The organism is Pseudomonas sp. ASL3 (assembly GCF_056680425.1).
Genome location: NZ_CM155281.1, coordinates 1,866,107 through 1,887,321, shown reverse-complemented (window position 1 = coordinate 1,887,321; position 21,215 = coordinate 1,866,107). Strand labels below are relative to the sequence as shown.

18 protein-coding genes are annotated in these 21,215 nt (G+C 59.2%); 10 read left to right on the top strand and 8 right to left on the bottom strand.

Features of this window, described 5'->3' with window-relative positions; all coding sequences use genetic code 11:
- The first annotated feature begins 566 nt into the window (after window positions 1-566).
- From AC1MEE_RS08570 to AC1MEE_RS08530, 9 genes are all read left to right on the top strand, one after another.
- Complete coding sequence (locus tag AC1MEE_RS08570; RefSeq protein ID WP_480414905.1) at window positions 567-2,435, top strand: extracellular solute-binding protein; 1,869 nt, start codon at window positions 567-569, stop codon at window positions 2,433-2,435.
- Window positions 2,436-3,512: a microcin C ABC transporter permease YejB gene (locus AC1MEE_RS08565; RefSeq protein WP_480414904.1), complete on the top strand. Its 1,077-nt coding sequence runs from the start codon at window positions 2,436-2,438 to the stop codon at window positions 3,510-3,512.
- Window positions 3,512-4,534, top strand: a complete 1,023-nt coding sequence (locus tag AC1MEE_RS08560) for an ABC transporter permease (protein ID WP_480414902.1) — start codon at window positions 3,512-3,514, stop codon at window positions 4,532-4,534. The genes AC1MEE_RS08565 and AC1MEE_RS08560 overlap by 1 nt, the downstream gene beginning before the upstream one ends.
- Before the next feature lies 1 nt (window position 4,535).
- The gene (locus AC1MEE_RS08555; RefSeq protein WP_480414901.1) at window positions 4,536-6,119 is read left to right on the top strand and encodes an ABC transporter ATP-binding protein; all 1,584 of its coding nucleotides are present in this window, start codon (window positions 4,536-4,538) and stop codon (window positions 6,117-6,119) included.
- Between the two features lie 109 nt (window positions 6,120-6,228).
- Entirely contained in the window at window positions 6,229-7,653 is a 1,425-nt protein-coding gene (locus AC1MEE_RS08550) for an IS1182 family transposase (RefSeq protein ID WP_480410535.1), read from the top strand.
- A 274-nt stretch (window positions 7,654-7,927) separates the two neighbouring features.
- Complete coding sequence (locus tag AC1MEE_RS08545; RefSeq protein ID WP_480414900.1) at window positions 7,928-9,343, top strand: sigma-54 interaction domain-containing protein; 1,416 nt, start codon at window positions 7,928-7,930, stop codon at window positions 9,341-9,343.
- 264 nt (window positions 9,344-9,607) lie between these two features.
- Window positions 9,608-10,999 (top strand): GntP family permease, encoded by a 1,392-nt coding sequence (locus AC1MEE_RS08540; RefSeq protein WP_480414899.1) that lies wholly within the window; start codon window positions 9,608-9,610, stop codon window positions 10,997-10,999.
- Window positions 11,000-11,009: 10 nt separating this feature from the next.
- Window positions 11,010-11,792 (top strand): 3-hydroxybutyrate dehydrogenase, encoded by a 783-nt coding sequence (locus AC1MEE_RS08535; protein ID WP_480414898.1) that lies wholly within the window; start codon window positions 11,010-11,012, stop codon window positions 11,790-11,792.
- A gap of 12 nt (window positions 11,793-11,804) precedes the next feature.
- Window positions 11,805-13,760: an acetoacetate--CoA ligase gene (locus AC1MEE_RS08530; RefSeq protein WP_480414897.1), complete on the top strand. Its 1,956-nt coding sequence runs from the start codon at window positions 11,805-11,807 to the stop codon at window positions 13,758-13,760.
- 6 nt (window positions 13,761-13,766) lie between these two features.
- On the opposite strand, the gene AC1MEE_RS08525 is transcribed toward AC1MEE_RS08530, so the two are convergent.
- Window positions 13,767-14,945 (bottom strand): PilT/PilU family type 4a pilus ATPase, encoded by a 1,179-nt coding sequence (locus AC1MEE_RS08525; RefSeq protein WP_480414896.1) that lies wholly within the window; start codon window positions 14,943-14,945, stop codon window positions 13,767-13,769.
- A 208-nt stretch (window positions 14,946-15,153) separates the two neighbouring features.
- Here AC1MEE_RS08525 and AC1MEE_RS08520 point away from each other — a divergent pair, with 208 nt between their 5' ends.
- The gene (locus AC1MEE_RS08520; protein ID WP_480414895.1) at window positions 15,154-15,429 is read left to right on the top strand and encodes a peptidylprolyl isomerase; all 276 of its coding nucleotides are present in this window, start codon (window positions 15,154-15,156) and stop codon (window positions 15,427-15,429) included.
- A 104-nt stretch (window positions 15,430-15,533) separates the two neighbouring features.
- On the opposite strand, the gene kdgK is transcribed toward AC1MEE_RS08520, so the two are convergent.
- The 7 genes from kdgK to AC1MEE_RS08485 all read right to left on the bottom strand — a co-directional run bounded on the left by kdgK (window position 15,534) and on the right by AC1MEE_RS08485 (window position 21,206).
- Complete coding sequence (kdgK, locus tag AC1MEE_RS08515) at window positions 15,534-16,481, bottom strand: 2-dehydro-3-deoxygluconokinase (protein ID WP_480414894.1); 948 nt, start codon at window positions 16,479-16,481, stop codon at window positions 15,534-15,536.
- 20 nt (window positions 16,482-16,501) lie between these two features.
- A complete protein-coding gene (locus AC1MEE_RS08510) occupies window positions 16,502-17,707 on the bottom strand; it encodes an amino acid deaminase (RefSeq protein WP_480414893.1) in 1,206 nt (401 codons plus the stop codon).
- A 33-nt stretch (window positions 17,708-17,740) separates the two neighbouring features.
- The gene (locus tag AC1MEE_RS08505) at window positions 17,741-18,505 is read right to left on the bottom strand and encodes an IclR family transcriptional regulator (RefSeq protein ID WP_480414892.1); all 765 of its coding nucleotides are present in this window, start codon (window positions 18,503-18,505) and stop codon (window positions 17,741-17,743) included.
- A 102-nt stretch (window positions 18,506-18,607) separates the two neighbouring features.
- On the bottom strand, window positions 18,608-19,000 hold the full coding sequence (locus AC1MEE_RS08500) for a RidA family protein (protein WP_480414891.1): 393 nt from the start codon (window positions 18,998-19,000) through the stop codon (window positions 18,608-18,610).
- An 82-nt stretch (window positions 19,001-19,082) separates the two neighbouring features.
- A complete protein-coding gene (locus AC1MEE_RS08495; protein ID WP_480414890.1) occupies window positions 19,083-19,874 on the bottom strand; it encodes an amino acid ABC transporter ATP-binding protein in 792 nt (263 codons plus the stop codon).
- Window positions 19,871-20,533, bottom strand: coding sequence for an amino acid ABC transporter permease (locus tag AC1MEE_RS08490; protein ID WP_480414889.1), 663 nt, complete (start codon window positions 20,531-20,533; stop codon window positions 19,871-19,873). Before AC1MEE_RS08490 ends, AC1MEE_RS08495 begins: the two co-directional genes overlap by 4 nt.
- 10 nt (window positions 20,534-20,543) lie before the next feature.
- Complete coding sequence (locus AC1MEE_RS08485) at window positions 20,544-21,206, bottom strand: amino acid ABC transporter permease (RefSeq protein WP_480416186.1); 663 nt, start codon at window positions 21,204-21,206, stop codon at window positions 20,544-20,546.
- Between the last annotated feature and the right edge of the window lie 9 nt (window positions 21,207-21,215).

The window sequence follows — 21,215 nt, the reverse complement described above, 5'->3', positions numbered from 1 at the left end:
CGGACCACTCTCCCATGCGGGTGCGTACACACCAGTGATGGCTACGGTCTTGGTCCCCGCGCGCGCTTCGATTCTACGACGTGCCCCAGTTTGCTGCGCGACAGCGCGGCGTCGAAGACGCGGCGAGGCCTCCCATCAAACAACCTATAAATCGTTGAAAAATAAAGCATAAAATTTATGAGATTTTCAGCCAAACGCTGCCCCCCCCTGTAGGAGCTGCCGAAGGCTGCGATCGACCGGGAACCGGTCGCTTTCTTGAGACCGCTGAAGGTCGTACCGACCTTTTCGCAGCCTTCGGCAGCTCCTACAGGGACCGAGGCAGCGTCGAAGACGCGGCGGATCCTCCCACTCTGCAACGCCCCGTAGCCGGTGTCATTCAAGCCATTCATGCCTCTGGGCAAAAAACCGATTGTGCAACTTCATGTGTCGGTGACATCGTTACCCCGCTGCTACCCACACTCAGCATTCCGACACAAAGCGGCCTATGATCCAGCAGGTTTCTTCACCGTCTTTTTTTTACCTTTAGCCCTGATATTCGCTTGCGGACGTCAGTCAGGATTCGAGCAATGCGTTTTGTTTTTTCATCACTGTTTTTCGCAACGCTGGCCTTGATGTCAGGCTTTCAATCCTTGGCCGCCGCCCCACAACACGCCCTGACCGTCTACGGCGAGTCGCCCAAGTATCCCGCCACGTTCACCCATTTCGACTACGTCAACCCCGACGCTCCCAAAGGCGGCGGCATGCGTCGTTCGGCGCAGGAAATCGGTCAGTTCGACCATTTATTACCCTATATCGACAAGGGCACGGGCGTCGCGCAACTCAGCGGTCTGCTTTATTCACCCCTCGCGGTGCGCTCGCTGGACGAGCCGTACACCGTTTACGGCCTGGTCGCGCAGCAAATGGAGCGCAGCAACGACGGCTTGTCTCTGCGTTTCTTCCTCAACCCCCAAGCGCGTTTTGCCGATGGCACACCGATCACGGCTGAAGATGTGCGCTACACCTACGACCTGTTGATGACTCAAGGCAGCCTGCAATACCGCACCCAGTTCGAAGATGTGAAGAACGTCGAAGTCGAGTCGCCGACACAGATTCGCTTCGATTTCAAAAACAACGAAAATCGCACCTTGCCGCTGGACTTGGCCTCGCTGCCGGTTTTCCCCGAACACTGGTGGAAAACCCGCGACTTCGCCAATGGTGGTGGCTTTGAGATCCCCTTGGGCAGCGGCCCGTATAAAGTGAGTAAGGTCGATGCCGGACGCAGCATCACCTTCGAGCGCGACCCGGATTGGTGGGGCAAGGATCTGCCGGTCAGTCGCGGCCTTTATAACTTCGATCAATTCAGCGTCGAATACTTCGGCGATACCGACGTCGCCCGCCAGGTACTGCGCGGTGGTGCTTACGATTACAACCGAGAGTATTCGGCGACCAGTTACTCCATCGGGTATGACAGTCCGGCCCTGAGCGATGGTCGCTTGCAAAAGGCGCATCTGGCCAGCGGCGCGTTACAGAGTTCACAAGGGTTTGTTTTCAACCTGCAACGGCCCATGTTTCAAGACAGGCGCGTACGCGAAGCACTGGCCATGCTCTGGGATTTCGAGTGGAGCAACCGACAAATGATGCACAACGTGTACGTGCGTCAGAGCAGCTACTTCACCAACGGACCACTGGCTGCCGACCACCCCCCCAACGCCGAAGAATTGAAGATTCTCGAGCCGCTGCGCGGACACGTCCCCGACGAAGTATTCACCACGGTATTCCAGACGCCGAAAACCGATGGCACTGGCTTCATCCGCGACAAGCAGCTACAGGCCCTCGGCCTGCTGGAAGAAGCCGGTTGGATGCCCAACGGGGACAAGCTGGTCAACGCCGCGGGCGAATCCCTGAGTTTCACCTTCCTGAATGGCCAGGCCGGCTTCGAGCGACTGCTGCTGCCGTACAAACGTAATCTGGCGCAGATCGGCATCACCCTGGACATTCGCCGCATCGACGCTGCGCAGTACCTCAATCGGGTCATGGCCCGGGATTACGACATGATCGTCACCGGTTACCCGGTATCGTCCTCACCGGGACTGGACCTCTATAACTGCTTCGGCTCCAAAGGCGCCAAAGATCCGGGCTCGAATAACTACATGGTGTTGCAGGACCCCGCGATCGATAGCCTGATCACCGGGCTGGTCAAGGCCGAGAACAAATCCACCATGATCAATTACGCTCACGCGCTGGATCGCGTGCTGCAATGGGGCTACTACTGGATTCCGAATTATTATCCGCCCGGCTCGTCCACGGTCTGGTGGAATCGTTTCGGCATCCCGGCGGTGCAGGCGAGCAACGGCGAGGCTATTGAAACCTGGTGGGAAATCAGCCCGACCCCGCTGACCAACGAGCAGTTCGCGGCCAAACGCGGTGCTTCGGCCAACCCCGCAGAGGTGCATTGAATGCTCGGTTATCTACTGCGAAGGTTGCTGCTGATTGTCCCCACGCTGTTCTTCATCCTGCTGGTCAACTTTTTCATCGTCCAGGCCGCGCCAGGCGGCCCGGTGGAGCAAGCCATTGCCCGACTGCAAGGCATCGGCGGTGCCAAAAGCAACGCCATCGGCGGCGCGCCGGCTGAGTCTGTCGGCGGCAGCAACGCCTCGCGCGCCAGCCGCGGCCTTGATCCCAAACTGATCAAGGAAATCGAACATCAGTACGGCTTCGACAAACCCTTGCATGAGCGCCTGTGGCTGATGCTCAAGAACTACGCCAGGCTGGATTTCGGCAACAGTTTCTTTCGCGGGGCCAAGGTGACCGACCTGATTCTGCAAAAGATGCCCGTATCGATTTCTCTCGGGCTGTGGGCGACGCTGATCACCTACCTGATCTCAATCCCGCTGGGCATCCGCAAGGCCGTCAAGCATGGCAGCCATTTCGATATCTGGAGCAGCACCGCGATCATCATCGGCTATGCCATGCCGGCCTTTCTGTTCGCCATGTTGTTGGTGGTGGTGTTCGCCGGTGGGACTTCATTGAACTGGTTCCCGGTGCGCGGCCTGGTCTCGGAAAACTTTCAACAACTCTCGACGGTGGGCAAAATCGCCGATTACTTCTGGCATCTGGTGCTGCCGGTTGCCTCATTGGTGATCGGTGGTTTCGCCACGCTGACCATCCTGACCAAAAACTCATTTCTCAACGAAGTGACCCGCCAGTATGTGGTCACGGCACGGGCCAAGGGTTTGAGCGAAAAGCGCGTGCTGTATGGCCACGTCTTTCGCAACGCGATGCTGCTGGTGGTGGCGGGTATTCCTCAAGCGTTCATCGGCGTGTTCTTCACCGGCTCGCTATTGATCGAGGTGATCTTCTCCCTCGATGGTCTGGGCCGCATGAGCTATGAAGCGGCCGTCTCGCGGGACTATCCGGTGGTATTCGGTTCACTGTTCATCTTTACCCTGTTCGGCCTGCTGATAAAGCTGGTCGGCGATCTCTGCTACACGCTGGTCGACCCCCGAATCGATTTCAGCGCGAGGAACGCCTGATGTTCAGACTTTCCCCATTGGGCCGCCGCCGCTTCGAACGCTTTCGTGATAATCGCCGAGGCTGGTGGTCGCTGTGGTTGTTCTTCGCGCTGTTCCTGCTGAGCCTGGGCGGCGAGTTGGTCGCCAACGACAAACCGCTGGTCCTCAGTTACCAGCATTCGTTGTATTTCCCGGTGTTCAAGCGCTACACCGAGCAGGAGTTCGGCGGTCAGCTGCCGTTCCAGCCCGATTACCGCAGCGATTATGTGCATAAATTGATCACCCAGAACGGTGGCTGGATGCTGTTCCCGCCCATTCCGTTCAGCGATGACACGCCCAATTACGACCTCAACCGACCAGCGCCCAGCCCACCGACCACGATCAATTGGCTGGGCACGGACGATCAGGCGCGCGATGTGCTGGCGCGGGTGATTTTCGGGGCGCGAGTGTCGATCCTGTTTGCGTTGGCCCTGACCTTTATCAGCGCGCTGATCGGTATCGCGGCCGGTGCCCTGCAAGGCTATTACGGTGGCTGGGTCGACTTGATCGGCCAGCGCTTGTTGGAAGTCTGGTCCGGGCTGCCGGTGCTTTATCTGCTGATCATTCTGTCGGGCTTCGTCGAGCCTAATTTCTGGTGGTTGCTGGGGATCATGGCATTGTTCTCCTGGCTGGCGCTGGTGGATGTGGTGCGTGCCGAGTTTCTGCGCGGGCGCAACCTGGAATACGTCAAGGCCGCCCGAGCGCTGGGCCTCAATGACAGCAAGGTGATCCTGCGGCATATCCTGCCCAACGCCATGAATGCGACCTTGAGCTACCTGCCGTTCATTCTGACCGGGGCGATCTCGACCCTCACCGCGCTGGACTTTCTCGGTTTCGGCATGCCGGCGGGCAGTGCCTCATTGGGTGAACTGATTGGTCAGGGCAAGCAAAACCTGCAAGCGCCGTGGCTCGGCCTGACGGCGTTCTTCACCCTGGCGCTGATTCTGTCACTCCTGGTTTTTATTGGCGAAGCGCTGCGCGATGCCTTCGACCCGAGGTCTTGAAATGTCCGACAACCTGATTGAAATTCGCGGCCTGACTGTCGCCTTCAATGGACAGACGGTGGTCAGCAACCTGAGCCTGGATATCCCTGTCGGTGAGTGCCTGGCGCTGGTGGGCGAGTCGGGCTCGGGAAAATCGGTGACGGCCCACTCGATCCTGCAATTGCTGCCCAAAGCCGGCACCCAGACCTCGGGCAGTATTCGTTATCGCGGCCAGCAATTACTCGGTGCCGATGCCAGCACCCTGCGCGACATTCGCGGCAACCGCATCGCCATGATCTTTCAGGAGCCAATGACCTCGCTGAACCCGTTGCACACACTGTCCAAGCAGATCGGCGAGACCTTGCTGGTGCACAGGGGCTTGAGCGGCAAGGCGGCCCAGCGGCGGATTATCGAACTGCTGGAACTGGTGGGTATCCAGCATCCACAAAAACGCCTCAAGGCCTACCCACATCAGTTATCCGGTGGCCAACGGCAGCGGGTGATGATTGCCATGGCGCTGGCCTGCGAGCCCGAATTGTTGATTGCCGACGAACCGACCACCGCCCTCGACGTCACGGTACAACGCAAGATTCTGCTGCTGCTCAAGGACCTGCAACAACGCCTGAACATGTCGCTGCTGCTGATCAGCCATGACCTCAATCTGGTGCACAGCATCGCACAGCGCGTTTGTGTCATGCGCGCCGGTGAAATCGTCGAACAGTCCAACTGCCAGTTGCTGTTCAAACATCCACAGCACCCGTACAGCCGCCTGTTGCTGGACGCCGAACCTGCCGGTGAGCCGCTGCCACGCGACAGCCGCGAGAAGGTGCTGCAAGTCGATAACCTGCGCGTGTGGTTTTCCATGGGCGGCGGAATTTTTCGTCAGCACCGGGAATACCTCAAGGCGGTCGACGACATCAGCCTGAGCATCGAGCGTGGCAAGACGCTGGGCATCGTCGGTGAGTCCGGCTCGGGCAAATCCACCCTGGGTCAGGCGATCCTGCGATTGGTGGAATCACGCGGCAGCATCCGTTTTCAGGGCCAGCCGCTGGACGGTTTGAATCAGAAGCAGATGCGACCGTGGCGCAAGCAGATGCAGGTGGTTTTCCAGGACCCATATGGCAGCCTGAGCCCACGCATGTCGGTTGAACAGATCATCAGCGAAGGCCTTGAAGTTCACAGCGAACTCACACCAAAGGAATGCGAAGCCGAAGTGATTCGTGTACTCGAAGAAGTCGGCCTCGACCCGCATAGCCGTCATCGCTACCCCCATGAGTTCTCCGGTGGCCAACGCCAGCGCATTGCCATCGCTCGCGCCCTGGTGCTCAAGCCCGCCCTGATCTTGCTCGACGAACCGACCTCGGCGCTTGATCGTACCGTGCAGAAACAAGTGGTTGCCCTGCTGCGCCAGCTTCAGGAAAACCACGGGCTGACTTACCTGTTCATCAGCCACGACCTGACGGTGGTCAAAGCCCTTGCCCACGACCTGATCGTGGTCAAGGACGGCAAGGTGGTGGAACGTGGCGCCAGCCATGATGTATTCGATTCGCCGCAGCATCCCTATACCAAGGAGCTGCTGGCAGCCGCACATCCGGGGTTTGCCTGATAAACCGCTATTCGCAGGCAAGCCTGCTCCCACACAGACTGTGTGAAAACCTGGCAATTCTTGCAACGGTCTAAGAAAATGCCTTCATCGGAAGATTGGGGGCATTTTTGTGGCATACATCCAAGGCATAGCGCGCGATCAGAGCAGTCTTTTTCCGGTGTCGCTGGAAGAATCCATTCCGGTAGACCACTTGGTCAGAGTCATTGATGCCTATGTCACCCAGCTCAATCTGCGGGAGCTGGGATTCGACAAGGCTGTCCTCAAGGGCAACGGGCGCCCGCCCTATGATCCGGCAGACCTGCTCAAACTTTATCTCTACGGCTATTTCCTCAGCATCCGTTCGTCACGCCGCCTCGAAGCCGAATGCCTGCGCAACATCGAAGTCATGTGGCTGCTCAATCAGCTCGCACCTGACTTCAAAACCATCGCCGATTTCCGCAGAGACAACGGTGCCGCATTCGCCGCCATCTGCCGACTCTTCATTCTTTTTTGCCGTGAAGTGGGGCTAATCGCCGGCAAGCTGGTTGCTATCGACGGCAGCAAATTCAAAGCCGTGGCCTCCAAGCGCCGTCATATGAGCCTCAAGCACCTTAAGCGCGATGAGGAAATACTGAACAAGAAGATTACCCAGTACCTGGCGGAGCTTGATCGGGCGGACAAAGACGACGCCGATCAGCCTGTGGATAAGCAGAAAGTCAAAGCCGCTTTGGCCCGTCTGAGCAACAAACGAGACAACAACCTGACCCGTCAGCAGGTGATGAAGGCGCTGGAAGTCGAGCAGTTCATCAGCACCGAAAGCGAGGCGCGGATGATGCGGGCGCCGCAAGGCATGGCCGTGGCGTACAACGTGCAGACGGCGGTGGATGCCGAGAACGGCTTGATCCTGCACCACGAAGTGACTCAGGACGGCGATGACCGCAAACAGCTTGAACCCATGGCCAAAGCGGCTAAAGAAGTACTGCAACAGTCAGAGCTGACGGTAGTGGCCGATGCCGGATATTCCCACGGCAAACAATTCCAGGCCTGTGAAGACGCGGGTATCACGGCGTATGTGCCGCTGAATCGAACGATCAACACGCGGGGCGGGGACGTAAAATTCTTTGACCGCACCCAGTTTACGTATGAGGCCCTGGACGATCAGTACCGGTGCCCGAATGGCAAGCTACTGACGCTGACGCAACTGAATCGCGGCACGCGTATTTACCACGCACTGCCCAGTGACTGCGCCCACTGCCCGCTGAAAAGTCAGTGCACCAAGACCTCCCGCCGGAAAGTAACGCGGCATGCGCATGAGGCCGCTTTTGAGCGAATGGAGCAGCGCATGCAGGCGCATCCGGAGAAGATGGTTGAACGAAGGTCCATCGTTGAACACCCCTTCGGCAACCTCAAGCAATGGATCATGGGCAATGGACGGTTCTTGCTACGCCAACTGAAAGGCGCGCGAATAGAGATGTCGCTGGCGGTGCTTGCCTATAACTTTAAAAGGGCGATCAATGTGCTGGGTGCGCGTGAAATGATGGCGAAGATGGGCTAAGCAGCCTTTTTTTGCGCCTGACAAACGTCCCAGGACTGGCCATGGAGCGCTCAAAACGCTTTGTCCCGGCGACGTGAAAACGAACAGCGATGATTTCGGGATCAAAGGCCAAAAACCAACGCCCCGACAAGTCGGGGCGTTGGTTTGAAACATGATCGTCAGGTTTTCACACAGCCTGCACAGTAGACTGAGTACCCTGTGGGAGCAGGCTTGCCTGCGAATAGCTTGACGCGCTATGCCTGAATCAACACTTTCGACATGAGGTCGGAACGCAATGAATGACAGCGACAGCCTCAAGGATTACCAGCATGTACGTCGCCTGGCGATCCGTTCGTTGTTCGAGATCATCGAGCAGTCCAGCGAAGGCACAGTGATCGTCGACAAAGAGGCGCGCATTGTCTGGATCAATGAGCGTTATGCGCGGCGTTTTGGGCTGCAAGATGCCAGCGTTGCCGTGGGTCAGCCCTGCGAAAGCGTGATCCCCGGCAGCCTGTTGCGTGAGGTGGTGAGCAACGGACGGCCGATTCTGCTGGACATGATGGACACCGCCAAAGACCCGTTGGTGGTGATGCGCTTGCCTATCAATGACGACGCCGGTGCCGTGATCGGCGCCATTGGTTTTGCCCTGTTCGATGAACTGCACGCCCTGTCGCCCTTGCTCAAGCGCTACCTGAGCATGCAGGAAGAGCTTGCTTCCACTCGTTCCTTGCTACGGGCGCGACAAGCCAAATACAGCTTCGCGCACTTTATCGGCACCAGCGTCGCAAGCCTGGAAGTCAAACGCCGGGCAAGACGCAGCGCGAGTACCGATTCGCCGGTGTTATTGTTGGGCGAAACCGGTACCGGCAAGGAGTTACTGGCCCATGCCATCCACAGCGCCTCGCCACGGGCACATAAGGCGTTCGTCAGCATCAACAGCGCGGCGATCCCGGAAACCCTGCTGGAAGCCGAGTTCTTCGGCACCGCGCCTGGCGCATTTACCGGCGCCGATCGCAGAGGTCGACCCGGCAAGCTGAAGATCGCTCAGGGAGGCACGCTGTTTCTCGATGAAATCGGCGACATGCCGTTAGCGCTGCAAAGCAAGCTGCTGAGGGTGCTGCAAGAAAAGGAATACGAACCGGTCGGCTCCAATGAAGTGATCCAAAGTGATGTGCGACTGATCGCAGCGACCTCGACCGACCTTGAAGCAGCGATCAAGCGCGGCGAGTTTCGCGCCGATCTGTATTACCGCCTGAGCGTACTGCCGATCCAGGTACCGCCTTTGCGTGATCGCCTGGACGATCTGCCGGCCCTCAGCGACGCAATCCTTGAGGAATTGCGTAGCCAGCACGAACTGGATCACGACGCCCTCGCCCTGCTCAGCCAACATACCTGGCCGGGTAACATCCGCGAACTGCGCAATGTATTGGAGCGCGCCGCGTTACTGAGCGACGACCTGGTGCTCGATGCTCGAGAGATTCGCGCAGCCATCGGCACGCTCGTTCCAGTGAGCAACCCCGCGATACCTCAAGCAGCGCCTGCTGAATTCGAAACGTTCAGTGCTGCCCGTGAGCGCTTTGATCGGCAGTTGATTGAATCGACCCTGGCGCACTGTAAGGGAAATGTCATTGAAGCGGCCAAGCGGCTTGGACTGGGACGCTCTACGCTGTACAAAAAAATGGCCGCGCTGGGGATAGTGGAGTCTCACTAGAGAGACTTTCGTCTCTGTTTGTAGAGTTGCATTGAATTGCCCGGCCTCATCGCGGGCAAGCCCGCTCCTACAGGTTATGCGCTAATTTTCTGTAGGAGCGCGCTTGCCCGCGATGTCTCTTTTAAGAGACAAAAAGGCCGTTTTTATTTTCAGCTAAAATGAAAAACCAATAAATTCATATACTTAGCGCCATGGCACGAAACTCGCTATACCCAGTGCGCGGTTCAGCCGCAGAAAAAAACAATAACAATCAGGAGACACTCAATGAGTGTAATTATCGCCTTGGCCGCCCTCGTGCTGCTGATGGTCGCTGCATACCGTGGTTATAGCGTTATCCTGTTCGCCCCCATTGCCGCCCTCGGCGCGGTGTTGCTGACCGACCCTTCGGCCGTCGCCCCTGCGTTTAGCGGGGTGTTCATGGAAAAAATGGTCGGCTTCGTCAAACTCTACTTTCCGGTCTTCCTGCTCGGCGCCGTGTTCGGCAAGGTGATCGAGCTGTCCGGTTTCTCCCGGGCCATCGTCGCCGCGGCCATTCGTTTACTCGGTACGCGACAGGCCATGCTGGTGATCGTCCTGGTCTGCGCCCTGCTCACCTACGGCGGCGTTTCGCTGTTTGTGGTGGTGTTTGCGGTGTATCCGTTTGCGGCCGAGATGTTCCGCCAGAGTGATATTCCCAAGCGGCTGATCCCTGCGACCATCGCCCTTGGCGCGTTTTCGTTCACCATGGACGCGTTGCCAGGCACGCCGCAGATCCAGAACATCATCCCCACCACCTTCTTCAACACCACTGCATGGGCTGCACCGTGGCTAGGGTTGGTCGGTGCGCTGTTCGTGTTCTGTGCAGGCATGCTTTATCTGCAACGCCAGCGCAACAAGGCCCAGCACGCTGGCGAAGGCTACGGCAGCGATTTGCGCAACGAGCCGGAGACCGCCGAGAACATCAAGCTACCCAACGCATGGGTCGCGCTGTCGCCGCTGTTGCTGGTGGGCATCATGAACCTGCTGTTTACCCACTGGATTCCACAGTGGTACGGCAAGACCCACACCCTCAGCCTGCCGGGTATGGCAACGCCGGTACAAACCGAAATCGCCAAGCTGACAGCCATCTGGGCGGTGGAAGCCGCGTTGCTGGTCGGCATTGTGACGGTGTTGGTGTTCGGCTTTGGCGCCATTCGCGGCAAGCTGGCCGAGGGCAGTAGAAGCGCCGTCGGCGGTGCATTGCTCGCCTCGATGAACACGGCGTCGGAATATGGCTTTGGCGCGGTGATCGCGTCCCTGCCGGGGTTCCTGGTGCTCGCCGATTGGCTGAAAAGCATTCCCAATCCGTTGGCCAATGAGGCCATCACCGTGACCCTGCTCGCAGGTATCACCGGCTCGGCATCGGGTGGCATGAGCATCGCGCTGGCGGCCATGTCCGATAGCTTCATCGCCGCCGCCCACGCCGCCAATATCCCGCTGGAAGTGCTGCACCGCGTGGCCGCCATGGCCAGCGGTGGCATGGACACCCTGCCGCACAACGGCGCGGTGATTACCCTGCTGGCGGTCACCGGGTTGACCCACCGCGAGGCTTACAGGGATATATTCAGCATCACGATTATCAAAACACTGGCGGTCTTCGTGGTGATCGGCACCTTCTACGCCACCGGCATCGTTTGAGGAATTGGACATGAGTCTGCAAGGTAAAACCGCACTGGTTACCGGCTCCACCAGCGGCATTGGCCTGGGCATTGCCCTGAGCCTGGCCAAGGCTGGCGCCAACTTGATTCTCAACGGCTTTGGCGATGCCACGGGCGTGCTGGCCGAGGTGGCTGCTGTTGCCGGCAAGGACGGCGGAAAAGTCGGCCACCACCCGGCGGATGTCAGCGATCCGGCACAGATCGCCGACATGGTCGCCTACGCCGAGCGTGAGTTCGGCGGCATCGATATCCTGGTCAATAACGCCGGCATTCAGTATGTGGCGCCGGTCGAAGCGTTCCCCGTGGAGCGTTGGGATTCGATCATCGCGATCAACCTGTCGTCGGTATTCCACAGCACGCGCCTGTGCCTGCCGGGCATGCGTGTCAAGGGCTGGGGGCGCATCGTCAACATCGCCTCGGTGCATGGTTTGGTCGGTTCTACCGGCAAAGCAGCCTATGTTGCCGCCAAGCATGGGGTGATCGGTTTGACCAAAGTGGTCGGGCTCGAAACTGCCGCCAGCAACATCACCTGCAACGCCATCTGCCCCGGCTGGGTGCTGACTCCACTGGTGCAGCAACAGATCGACGCCCGCGGCGCCGCGGATGGCAACCTGGAAAAGGCCAAGCATGATCTGCTGGCCGAGAAACAGCCCTCACTGGAGTTCGTCACCCCGCCGCAACTGGGCGAGTTGGTGCTGTTCCTGTGCAGTGAAGCCGGCAGCCAGGTACGCGGCGCGGCGTGGAATATCGATGGCGGCTGGTTGGCGCAATAAACGGAGCGAAGCATGACCGACGCACTTTGGACCCCGAGCGCACAGCGAATCGCTGCAACACGCATGGACGCCTTCCGGCGCTTCGTCAACCAGCGCCACGGCCTGCAGTTGAGCGATTACCCGGCGCTGCACCAGTGGAGCATCGACCAGCGCGAAAGCTTTTGGCAGGCGATTGTCGATGTCTTCGACATCGAATTCCGTGAGCCACCCAGCGCCGTACTCGTTGAAGGCCCACAGATGCCCAGCGCCCAGTGGTTCCCGGGCGCAACCCTGAACTTCGCCGAACACCTGTTGCGCCGTCGGGATGACTACCCGGCCGTGATCTCTGTCAGTGAAGACGGCCAGCGGATGCAATTGACCTACGCCGAACTGGCCGGGCATGTCGCCGGTTTGCAACAAAGCCTGCGTGATGCGGGTGTCGGCCTGGGCGATCGCGTCGCCGCCTGTATGCCCAATACCTGGCAAACACTGGTCGCCATGCTCGCCACCACCAGCCTGGGAGCGATCTGGTCCTGTTCGTCACCCGACTTCGGCACCCAAGGCGTGATCGATCGTTTCGGCCAGATCGAACCGAAAGTGCTGCTTACCTGCGCCGGCTACCGTTATGCGGGCAAGCTCATTGACCAGACCGCCAAGGTCAACGAAATCCTTGAACGGCTCCCCACTTTGCAACAGCTGATCATCGTACCCTTTGCACGACCTCAGGCCCGCGCGGAAGATTTCCAAAGTCCGGCCAACGTCGCGTTGTGGGACGACTTCTACAGCGCTGGCGGCGAACCGGACTTCGTCGCGGTGCCCTTTGCCCATCCGCTGTACATCCTCTATTCCAGCGGAACGACCGGGGTGCCTAAATGCATCATCCACAGCACCGGCGGCGTGCTGTTGCAGCACGTCAAAGAACATGGCCTGCATGCTGACCTGGGACGTGACGACTGCCTGTTCTACTACACCACCTGCGGCTGGATGATGTGGAACTGGCTGGTCTCGGGCCTGGCGCTGGGCGCGACGGTCGTGCTCTACGACGGCTCACCGTTTTACCCCAGCCCGCAACGGCTGATGGACTTGATCGACGCGGAAAACATCAGCATTTTTGGTACCAGCGCCAAATACCTCGCGGAACTGGAAAAGCACTCGATCCAGCCACGCGTGAGTCATCGCCTGACGCGACTCAAAACCCTGCTATCCACTGGCTCGCCGTTAGCGGCAAACAGTTACGATTACGTGTACCGCGAGATCAAAAGCGAGCTGTGCCTGTCATCGATTTCCGGCGGCACCGACATCGTATCTTGTTTCGCCATCGGCAACCCGGTGTTGCCCGTGCGTCGGGGCGAAATGCAATGCAAGAGCCTGGGCATGGCGGTGGAGGTCTGGGATGACCAAGGTCATCCGGTGATCGGCGAGAAAGGCGAACTGGTCTGCACCCGACACTTCCCGGCGATACCCATCGGCTTCTGGAACGATCCGCAGCAAGAAAAACTGCTCGCGACCTATTTCTCGCAATTCCCCGGCGTCTGGGCTCATGGCGATTACGCCGAAGAAACGGCACGCGGCAGCCTGATCATTCATGGGCGCTCGGACGCAGTGCTCAACCCCGGCGGCGTGCGTATCGGCACCGCAGAGATCTACCGGCAGGTGGAGAAAATCGGCGAGGTGATGGAAAGCGTCGCCATTGGCCAGCGCTGGGATGACGATGTGCGCGTGGTGCTGTTTGTGCGCTTGCACGAAGGGCTGAAACTGACAGCAGCGTTGGAGCAGCAGATCCGCCAGGTGATCCGGGCGAACACCACCCCACGCCATGTCCCGGCCAAAATCGTCGCGGTGACGGACATCCCTCGCACCATCAGCGGCAAGGTCGTCGAGCTGGCAGTGCGCAACGTGGTCCACGGGCAACCGGTAAAAAACACCGATGCCCTGGCCAATCCAGAAGCGCTGGAGCAGTTTCGGAATCGAGAAGAGTTGAATAGCTGACGTCGATCAACGTTGGCCCGGGCCGCCTTCTTCCCGTTCATCCACCAGCCCCCAGTTCGCCACATCGATTTCTCTGGCGGGCTCGGGCGCTGCCGGGGCTGAGGACATCTGTGCCGTCACCCCGCCTTCGTGGTGCAGTTTGAGGCGCAGGCGCACGTTGTTCATGGAGTCGGCATTCTTCAGCGCTTCCTCCTCGCTGATGGCGCCCTCCACCACCAGGTCGTAGAGTGCGCTGTCGAAGGTTTGCATGCCGAGGTTGACGGACTTCTCCATGACGCCCTTGAGTTCGCCCAGCTCATTGCGCTGAATGAAGTCGCGAATGGTCGGCGTGCCCAGCATGACTTCGACGGCGGCCCGTCGTTTGCCGTCCAGAGTTTTGACCAGCCGCTGTGAGACGAAGGCTTTGAGGTTGTTACCCAGATCGTGCAGCAACTGCGCACGGCGCTCTTCTGGGAAGAAGTTGATGATCCGGTCCAGCGCCTGGTTGGCGTTGTTGGCGTGCAGGGTCGAAATGGCCAGGTGGCCGGTGTCGGCAAAGGCCAGCGCGTGTTCCATGGTTTCGCGATCACGGATTTCACCGATCAGGATCACGTCCGGCGCCTGACGCAAGGTGTTCTTCAAGGCGGCGTGAAAGCTGCGGGTGTCCACGCCCACTTCACGCTGGTTGATGATCGATTTTTTGTGCCGATGGATATATTCCACCGGGTCTTCGATGGTGATGATATGGCCACTGCTGTGGCGATTCCGGTAGTCGATCAAGGCCGCCAGCGATGTCGATTTACCCGAACCCGTGGCACCGACGAACAGCACCAGACCGCGCTTTTCCATCACCACATCGAGCAGTATCGGCGGCAATTTCAGGTCTTCGAAACGCGGAATCTCCAGTTTGATGTTGCGCGCCACGATGGACACTTCGTTGCGCTGCTTGAAAATGTTGATCCGGAAACGTCCGATGCCCGAGAGCGACACCGCCAGATTCATTTCCAGCTCGCGCTCGAATTCCAGCTTTTGCTCGGCATCCATGATGCCGTCGGCGACCGCCGCTATGTCTCCGGGCTTCAAGGCTTCACTGCTCAGCGGCTTGAGCACGCCGTTGAACTTGGCGCAAGGCGGTGCTCCGGTCGACAAGTAAAGGTCCGATCCGTCCTGGCTGGCCAGAGTTTTCAACAGCGCTGGGAAATCCATGAGCAGCATCCGCACGAAATAGGGTAAATGACAACTTGCCGGCAATAGAGGCCACCGGGGTGTCCGACTAAAGCTGCTATAGATTGGATTGATAAGACTTCAGGCGCAATTCGATATTGACCTTCCGCCGAACAAGTCTGAGGAAATGATCAATCAGCGCCAAGGACAGGCATAATAGCCACCGATTTTTCCAGGACTGCCCCGCAACATGAAAGCACTCGCCCGCCATATTCTGGTGAAAACCGCCGAAGAGGCCGAACAACTCAAACAGCGTATCGCCAAGGGCGAGGCGTTCGATGTGTTGGCCAAGAAATATTCAACCTGCCCCTCCGGCAAGCGCGGCGGCGATCTGGGTGAGGTTCGCCCCGGGCAAATGGTCGGCGCCATCGATCAAGTGATCTTCAAAAAACCGCTGCGCGTGGTGCATGGGCCGGTTAAAAGCAAATTTGGCTATCACTTGGTGCAGGTGTTTTATCGGGATTGAGATGTGCGGCGCCTGATATGGCCTTTTCGCAGGCAAGCCTGCTCCCACAGAGGTGCGCGATCACCTGTGGGAGCAGGCTTGCCTGCGAAGAAATTGACGCGATGTTACTGAAATACCGGCATCACACTCCTGGGAATCAACGCCCCGGGATGCTGAATCACCAGACTCGCCAGCCGGTGCCCGGCTTCAGCCGCTTCCACCGGGCTCGCGCCTTTGAGGCGTTGAGCCAGGTAGGCAGCGCTGAATGAGTCTCCGGCCGCCGTGGTATCGACCACACGCTGTACCGCATGGGCCGGAACCTCGAAGCGTTCGCCCTGCGACTCGATCAGGCAACTGTCCGCACCACGTTTGACCACCACTTCGCTGATGCCCATCTGCCGATACGTCGCCAGCACCTGCTCGGCATCGGCGTAGCCGAACAGTGCCTCCTCGTCATCCTCGGTCAACAGCGCCAGATCGACATGCGGCAAACACGCCCAATACGCCTCGCGGGCCTGATCGACGCTGGCCCAGAGCCGCGGACGATAATTGTTGTCGAAGGCGACCCTGGCGCCGCGTGCGCGGGCCTCGACCAGCACCGACAACAAACGCGTACGACCCTGCTCGCCCAGCACCGCCAGGGTGATGCCGCTGAAATACAGCACATCGTACTCGGGCAGTGCCGCCAGAATCGGTTCGGCCGCCGGCGTGGTGAAGCAATCACGCACCGCCGCTTCATTGCGCCAGTACAGAAAGCGTCGTTCGCCATTGGCATCGGTCTGAATGCAGTACAGACCCGGCAGCCGGCCCGGCAAGCGCTGGACCCTGCTCAGGCCGATCCGCTCATCCGCCCAGACCTTGCACATGGCATCGCTGAAACTGTCGTCGCCCAGCGCCGTAACGTAATCCACCTGCGCCGCGTCACCGAGCATGCGCGCCATGTACACCGCGGTGTTCAGGGTGTCGCCGCCAAAACTCTGCTGCAGACTGCCGTTGGCATGCTGTTGCAGCTCGATCATGCATTCGCCGATCAGGGCGACACGGGGATGATTGTGACTGATCAATTCGCTCATCAGGCTTCTGGCTCCTCGGCCTAGAAACAGGTACTCAGGCTTTCAATAACCTGCAGGCTTTCATCCACCAGACAACCCGAACGCCACTTGTCGAAGGTCAGGCAGGGATGGGAGGTGCCGAAGGAAATGATGTCACCAATCTTCAGCTCGCAACCGGGAGCGATGGTCATGAACGCGTGCTGATCCATCACCGCGGTGACCGTGCAGGCGCTGACGTCATCGCCCTTCGCCGGCAGTACACCGGCGCGGTAACGCAGAAGAGGATTGGGCAGTCCGGCATCGAACGCCACATCGCGCTTGCCCATGGCGATCACGGCAAAACCCGGCTCTGGCAGCGACTGCACGTGGGCAAAGACTTCCAGCGCGGGGCGCAGGCCCTCGGTCAGTTCGGCGCGGCGATCCAGCACGCAACATTGCGCATCTTTATAGATACCGTGGTCATGCACCACGTAACTGCCCGGGCGCAAAATGCTGAGGAAGCGCTCACGCACGGCCTGGGCATCGAAGGCTTCGGCGATCAGGTCGTACCAGGCCGAACCGGACGCCGTGACGATCGGCCGATCCAGAGCAAACGCGCCTTTGTCCTGCAGTTCAACGGCCAGGCGCACCAGCGAGGCGGCGAACGCTTTGATATCAGCCACGGCCTGATCGCCATGGATCACGCCTTCGTAGCCTTCAATGCCGGTCAAGGCCAGTGCCGGCTGGGCGGCGATGGCATCGGCCAGGGCCAGCACTTCCTGCTCGGTGCGACAGCCACAACGACCGCCCTGCACGCCGTACTCGATCATCACATTCAGGCGCAAACCACGTCCGCCGAAAAACTCGCCCAGGGCCGCCACGTTGTCCGGGTGATCGACCATGCAGTGAAAATCGAACATCGAATCGGCCAGCAGATCGGCGATCAACGCCATGTTCGGCGTACCGACCAACTGATTGGCCATCAATACCCGGTGCACGCCATGGGCGTAAGCGGCGTGAGTCTGCACCGCCGTCGCCAGGGTGATGCCCCAGGCGCCTTCTTCGAGCTGACGGCTAAACAATGCCGGCACCATGCTGGTCTTGCCATGGGGCGCCAGCTCAGCACCGCTGTTGTTGACGAAGGTCTGCATCCAGCGAATGTTGTGTTCCAGCGCCTGACGGTGGATCACCAGCGCGGGCAGGCTGACGTCGCAAACCAGATTGTCACCCGGCGCGGCGGCGCCCTTTTCTACTGTTGCAATGCTCATGTTGTTCTCCTGATCAGCGCGGTGCGCGTCGTGCTATTCGTTGACTCTGCGGGCAAGTCGGTCGGCGCAGTCGATCAGCACCCGACGGTAGTCGCTGTAATTGTTCTTGGCGTCGGCACGCGGGGCGACGATGCACAGGGTAGCCACGCAGATGCCCCGCTCGTCCTTGACCGGTGCGGCGAAGCAATGAGTGAAAGTATCGGCCACGCTGTCGAAAGAAAAAAAGCCTTCTTCGCCGGCCTTGCGGATCTCCCGCAGAAACGTTTCCAGCGGCAGGCGCTCGCCGCCCGGCAGGATGTAGTCCTCGGGGTCGATCAAATCGATGATTTCCTGATCGCTCAGATGGCTGAGCAACAGGCGACCGGAGGCGGTCCATGGAATCGGTGCATTCTCGCCGATATCGGAAGAAATCCGAAAATGCCGCTCGCCTTCCTTCATCAGCGCCACCGTGTATTTGCGCCCGTTGAGCAGGCACATTTGCGCGGTTTCACGGGTCTGGCTAACGATTTCAGAGAGGGAAGCCTCGGCTTCACGGGTAAAGTCGAAATGCCGCAGGTGGGCCTGGCCCAGAAAATACAACTGCCGCCCCAGATAGACATGCCCTTCCTTGCCGACCGTCTCCAGAATCCGCCGTTCGAGCAGCGAGCTGACCAACTCGTAGACCGTCGATTTCGGGCTGCCGATGCCGCTGGCGATTTCATTGGGGCGCAGCGGCGTACCTTTCTCCTTGAGAAAGTCGAGGATATCGAACGCCCGGTCCAGGCCTCTGGCCCGGCGTTTGATGGAGTCTTCGGTCATGTTCGCACTACCCATTAAGCTATCTGGAAGAATGCCGCGCAGTTTAACGCTGTGTACCGATCGTTCCCACGTTCTGCGCAGGAACGATCACCGCGTGAGCTGTCAGGCCTTTGGCTTCTTATAAGCGACGCAATCGATCTCGACCTTGCAATCGACCATCATGTTGGCCTGCACACAGGCCCGGGCCGGCGCGTGCTCGCTGGCGAAGTATTCAGAAAACACCTTGTTGAAACTCCAGAAGTCCCGCGGGTCTTCCAGCCATACGCCTGCGCGCACTACATCTTCCAGGCCATAGCCGGCCTCAGTGAGGATGGCGATCAGGTTCTGCATGGTTTTGTGGGTCTGTTCGACGATCCCGCCGTTGATGATCTCGCCGTCTTCCATCGGTACCTGGCCGGACACATACAGCCAGCCATCGGCTTCGACTGCGCGGGCGAAAGGACGAGGTTGGCCACCGCCGGCGACGCCACCGGTGCCATAACGAGTAATGCTCATGGGTATCTCCTGTTATTTATCTGAAAAAACTGAAGCAAATGGATTGATCTAAACACGTCGCTTGATGACTGCCTCCAAATGACTAGAAGCGAATGCTTTTGAGAAACTCGCCCAAACGCGCCGACTTCGGCCGCTCGAACAGCTCCTTGGGCGGGCCTTGCTCTTCGATGCGGCCCTGGTTCATGAATACGATCTGATCGGACACTTCATAAGCAAAACGCATCTCATGGGTGACCAACAGCATGGTCATGCCCTCTTCGGCCAGGCCCTTGATCACGCTCAGCACTTCGCCAACCAGTTCCGGGTCCAGCGCGGACGTCACTTCGTCGAACAGCATCAGGCTCGGGTTCATCGCAATGGCACGGGCAATCGCCACACGCTGTTGCTGACCACCGGACAACTGCCCCGGAAAGTGATTGCGTCGGTCCAACAAACCCACCCGCTCCAGCCATTTCTCGGCCAGCGCCACGGCCTGATCCTTGGGTAGCTTTTTCACTTTCAGCAGACCCAGGGTGACGTTCTGCAAGGCGCTGAGGTGCGGAAACAGGTTGAACTGTTGGAACGCCATACCGGTCATGGCCCGATGCTGTGCGATGACTTTTTCCGGGTGGCGGACACGTTTGCCATTGATATCGCTGTAACCGATGTCCTGGCCATCGAGACGGATATGCCCGCCCTGAAACTCTTCCAGCAGATTGACGCAGCGCAGCAACGTGGTCTTGCCCGAGCCACTGGAGCCGATCAGGGTCACGACGTTGCCGCGCTGCATGCTCAGATCGACACCTTTGAGCACCTCGACGGGGCCGTATGATTTGTGCAGCCCTTCGATGCTCAGCAAAGCCGGGACGGCGGTAGCAGTTTGAGTCTGTGTCATGGCAAGGCCACCCGTTTTTCGATTTGCCGTCCAAGAAGCTCGATGGCGTAGTTGATGATGAAAAAGAGAAAACCGGCGAACAGGTAAAACTCCAGGGTCATAAAGGTCCGGGCGATCACCTGTTGCGTGCTGAGCAGCAATTCGGCCACGCCGATCACCGATAACAAGGTCGAGGCCTTGACGATTTCGGTGGAGGAATTGACCCAGGTCGGCAAAATCTGCCGCAGCGCTTGAGGTAACAGCACATAGCCCAGAGACTGCCCGAACGTCAGGCCGATGGCCTTGCTCGCTTCAAGCTGGCCACGCGGAATGGCCTGCAGGGCGCCGCGCACGATTTCCGCCACGTGCGAACCGCAAAACAGTGTCAGCCCCAGCGCGCCGGCTTGAAACGCGCTGATCTGCCAGCCCAGTGCCGGGGCCATATAAAAGCAGGCCAAGACCAGCACAAACACCGGTGTGCCGCGAATCAGGTCGACATAGACCCGAAACGGCAGACGGCCCCAGAGTTTGCCGTAGGTCAGCACCAGGCCTGCAACCATGCCGAGCAGAGTGCCGCAGATAATCGCCAGCACCGAGCACTGAATGCTGGTCAAAAATCCCGACAATAACGTTTCGCGGGCAATCCACAACTCTTGCAGCCAGCTATGGGATTCGTACATATCAAACCTCCTAGCGTCGGATCGCCAAGCGCTGCTCGAGGTGGCGCAAGAGCATGGCAATGAGATAACAGGCCGCGACATACAGCGCCGTGGTCACCAGCCAGGTTTCAATCACCCGGTAGCTTTCGACGTTGATCTTGCGGGCGTAATAGGTCAGCTCTGGCACGGCAATCGCCGCCGCCAGCGAGGTGTCCTTGAACAGCGAGATAAAGTTGTTGGACAGCGCCGGCAGCACGTTGCGCAGCATCACCGGCACGATGATGTACGCGCGCACCTGCCATTCGCTCAGGCCGATGGCCAACCCGGCTTCGCGCTGGCCCTTGGGGATACTCAACAACCCGGCACGGAACACTTCGGTCAAATACGCCCCGGCGTACAACGACAGGGTGACGATGAACGAGGGCAGCTTGTCCATGCGAATCCCCACACTGGGCAGCGCAAAGTAGATCAACAGGATCAACACCAGAATCGGCGTATTGCGAATCACGGTCACGTACACCGAGGCGATGGCCCGCAACGCACGGTGTTTCGACAGCAGCGCGAACGCCGCCATCAGGCCGATCACACACCCAATCGCGATCGAGATCAGCGCCAGCTCCAGGCCCAAACCCAAGCCCGCCAGCAAGCTGGGAAAATCACGCCAGACCGCTGCAAAATTCAACTGATAGTTCATGGTCAGCAG

Excerpts from the sequence above, each read along its gene's own strand:
- kdgK (WP_480414894.1), bottom strand. The coding sequence starts at position 16,481 with ATGAGCGAATTGATCAGTCACAATCATCCCCGTGTCGCCCTGATCGGC.
- AC1MEE_RS08565 (WP_480414904.1), top strand. The coding sequence starts at position 2,436 with ATGCTCGGTTATCTACTGCGAAGGTTGCTGCTGATTGTCCCCACGCTG.
- AC1MEE_RS08500 (WP_480414891.1), bottom strand. The coding sequence starts at position 19,000 with ATGAGCATTACTCGTTATGGCACCGGTGGCGTCGCCGGCGGTGGCCAA.
- AC1MEE_RS08485 (WP_480416186.1), bottom strand. The coding sequence starts at position 21,206 with ATGAACTATCAGTTGAATTTTGCAGCGGTCTGGCGTGATTTTCCCAGC.
- AC1MEE_RS08520 (WP_480414895.1), top strand. The coding sequence starts at position 15,154 with ATGAAAGCACTCGCCCGCCATATTCTGGTGAAAACCGCCGAAGAGGCC.
- AC1MEE_RS08535 (WP_480414898.1), top strand. The coding sequence starts at position 11,010 with ATGAGTCTGCAAGGTAAAACCGCACTGGTTACCGGCTCCACCAGCGGC.
- AC1MEE_RS08495 (WP_480414890.1), bottom strand. The coding sequence starts at position 19,874 with ATGACACAGACTCAAACTGCTACCGCCGTCCCGGCTTTGCTGAGCATC.
- AC1MEE_RS08560 (WP_480414902.1), top strand. The coding sequence starts at position 3,512 with ATGTTCAGACTTTCCCCATTGGGCCGCCGCCGCTTCGAACGCTTTCGT.
- AC1MEE_RS08505 (WP_480414892.1), bottom strand. The coding sequence starts at position 18,505 with ATGACCGAAGACTCCATCAAACGCCGGGCCAGAGGCCTGGACCGGGCG.
- AC1MEE_RS08525 (WP_480414896.1), bottom strand. The coding sequence starts at position 14,945 with ATGGATTTCCCAGCGCTGTTGAAAACTCTGGCCAGCCAGGACGGATCG.
- AC1MEE_RS08555 (WP_480414901.1), top strand. The coding sequence starts at position 4,536 with ATGTCCGACAACCTGATTGAAATTCGCGGCCTGACTGTCGCCTTCAAT.
- AC1MEE_RS08530 (WP_480414897.1), top strand. The coding sequence starts at position 11,805 with ATGACCGACGCACTTTGGACCCCGAGCGCACAGCGAATCGCTGCAACA.
- AC1MEE_RS08570 (WP_480414905.1), top strand. The coding sequence starts at position 567 with ATGCGTTTTGTTTTTTCATCACTGTTTTTCGCAACGCTGGCCTTGATG.
- AC1MEE_RS08545 (WP_480414900.1), top strand. The coding sequence starts at position 7,928 with ATGAATGACAGCGACAGCCTCAAGGATTACCAGCATGTACGTCGCCTG.
- AC1MEE_RS08490 (WP_480414889.1), bottom strand. The coding sequence starts at position 20,533 with ATGTACGAATCCCATAGCTGGCTGCAAGAGTTGTGGATTGCCCGCGAA.
- AC1MEE_RS08540 (WP_480414899.1), top strand. The coding sequence starts at position 9,608 with ATGAGTGTAATTATCGCCTTGGCCGCCCTCGTGCTGCTGATGGTCGCT.
- AC1MEE_RS08510 (WP_480414893.1), bottom strand. The coding sequence starts at position 17,707 with ATGAGCATTGCAACAGTAGAAAAGGGCGCCGCCGCGCCGGGTGACAAT.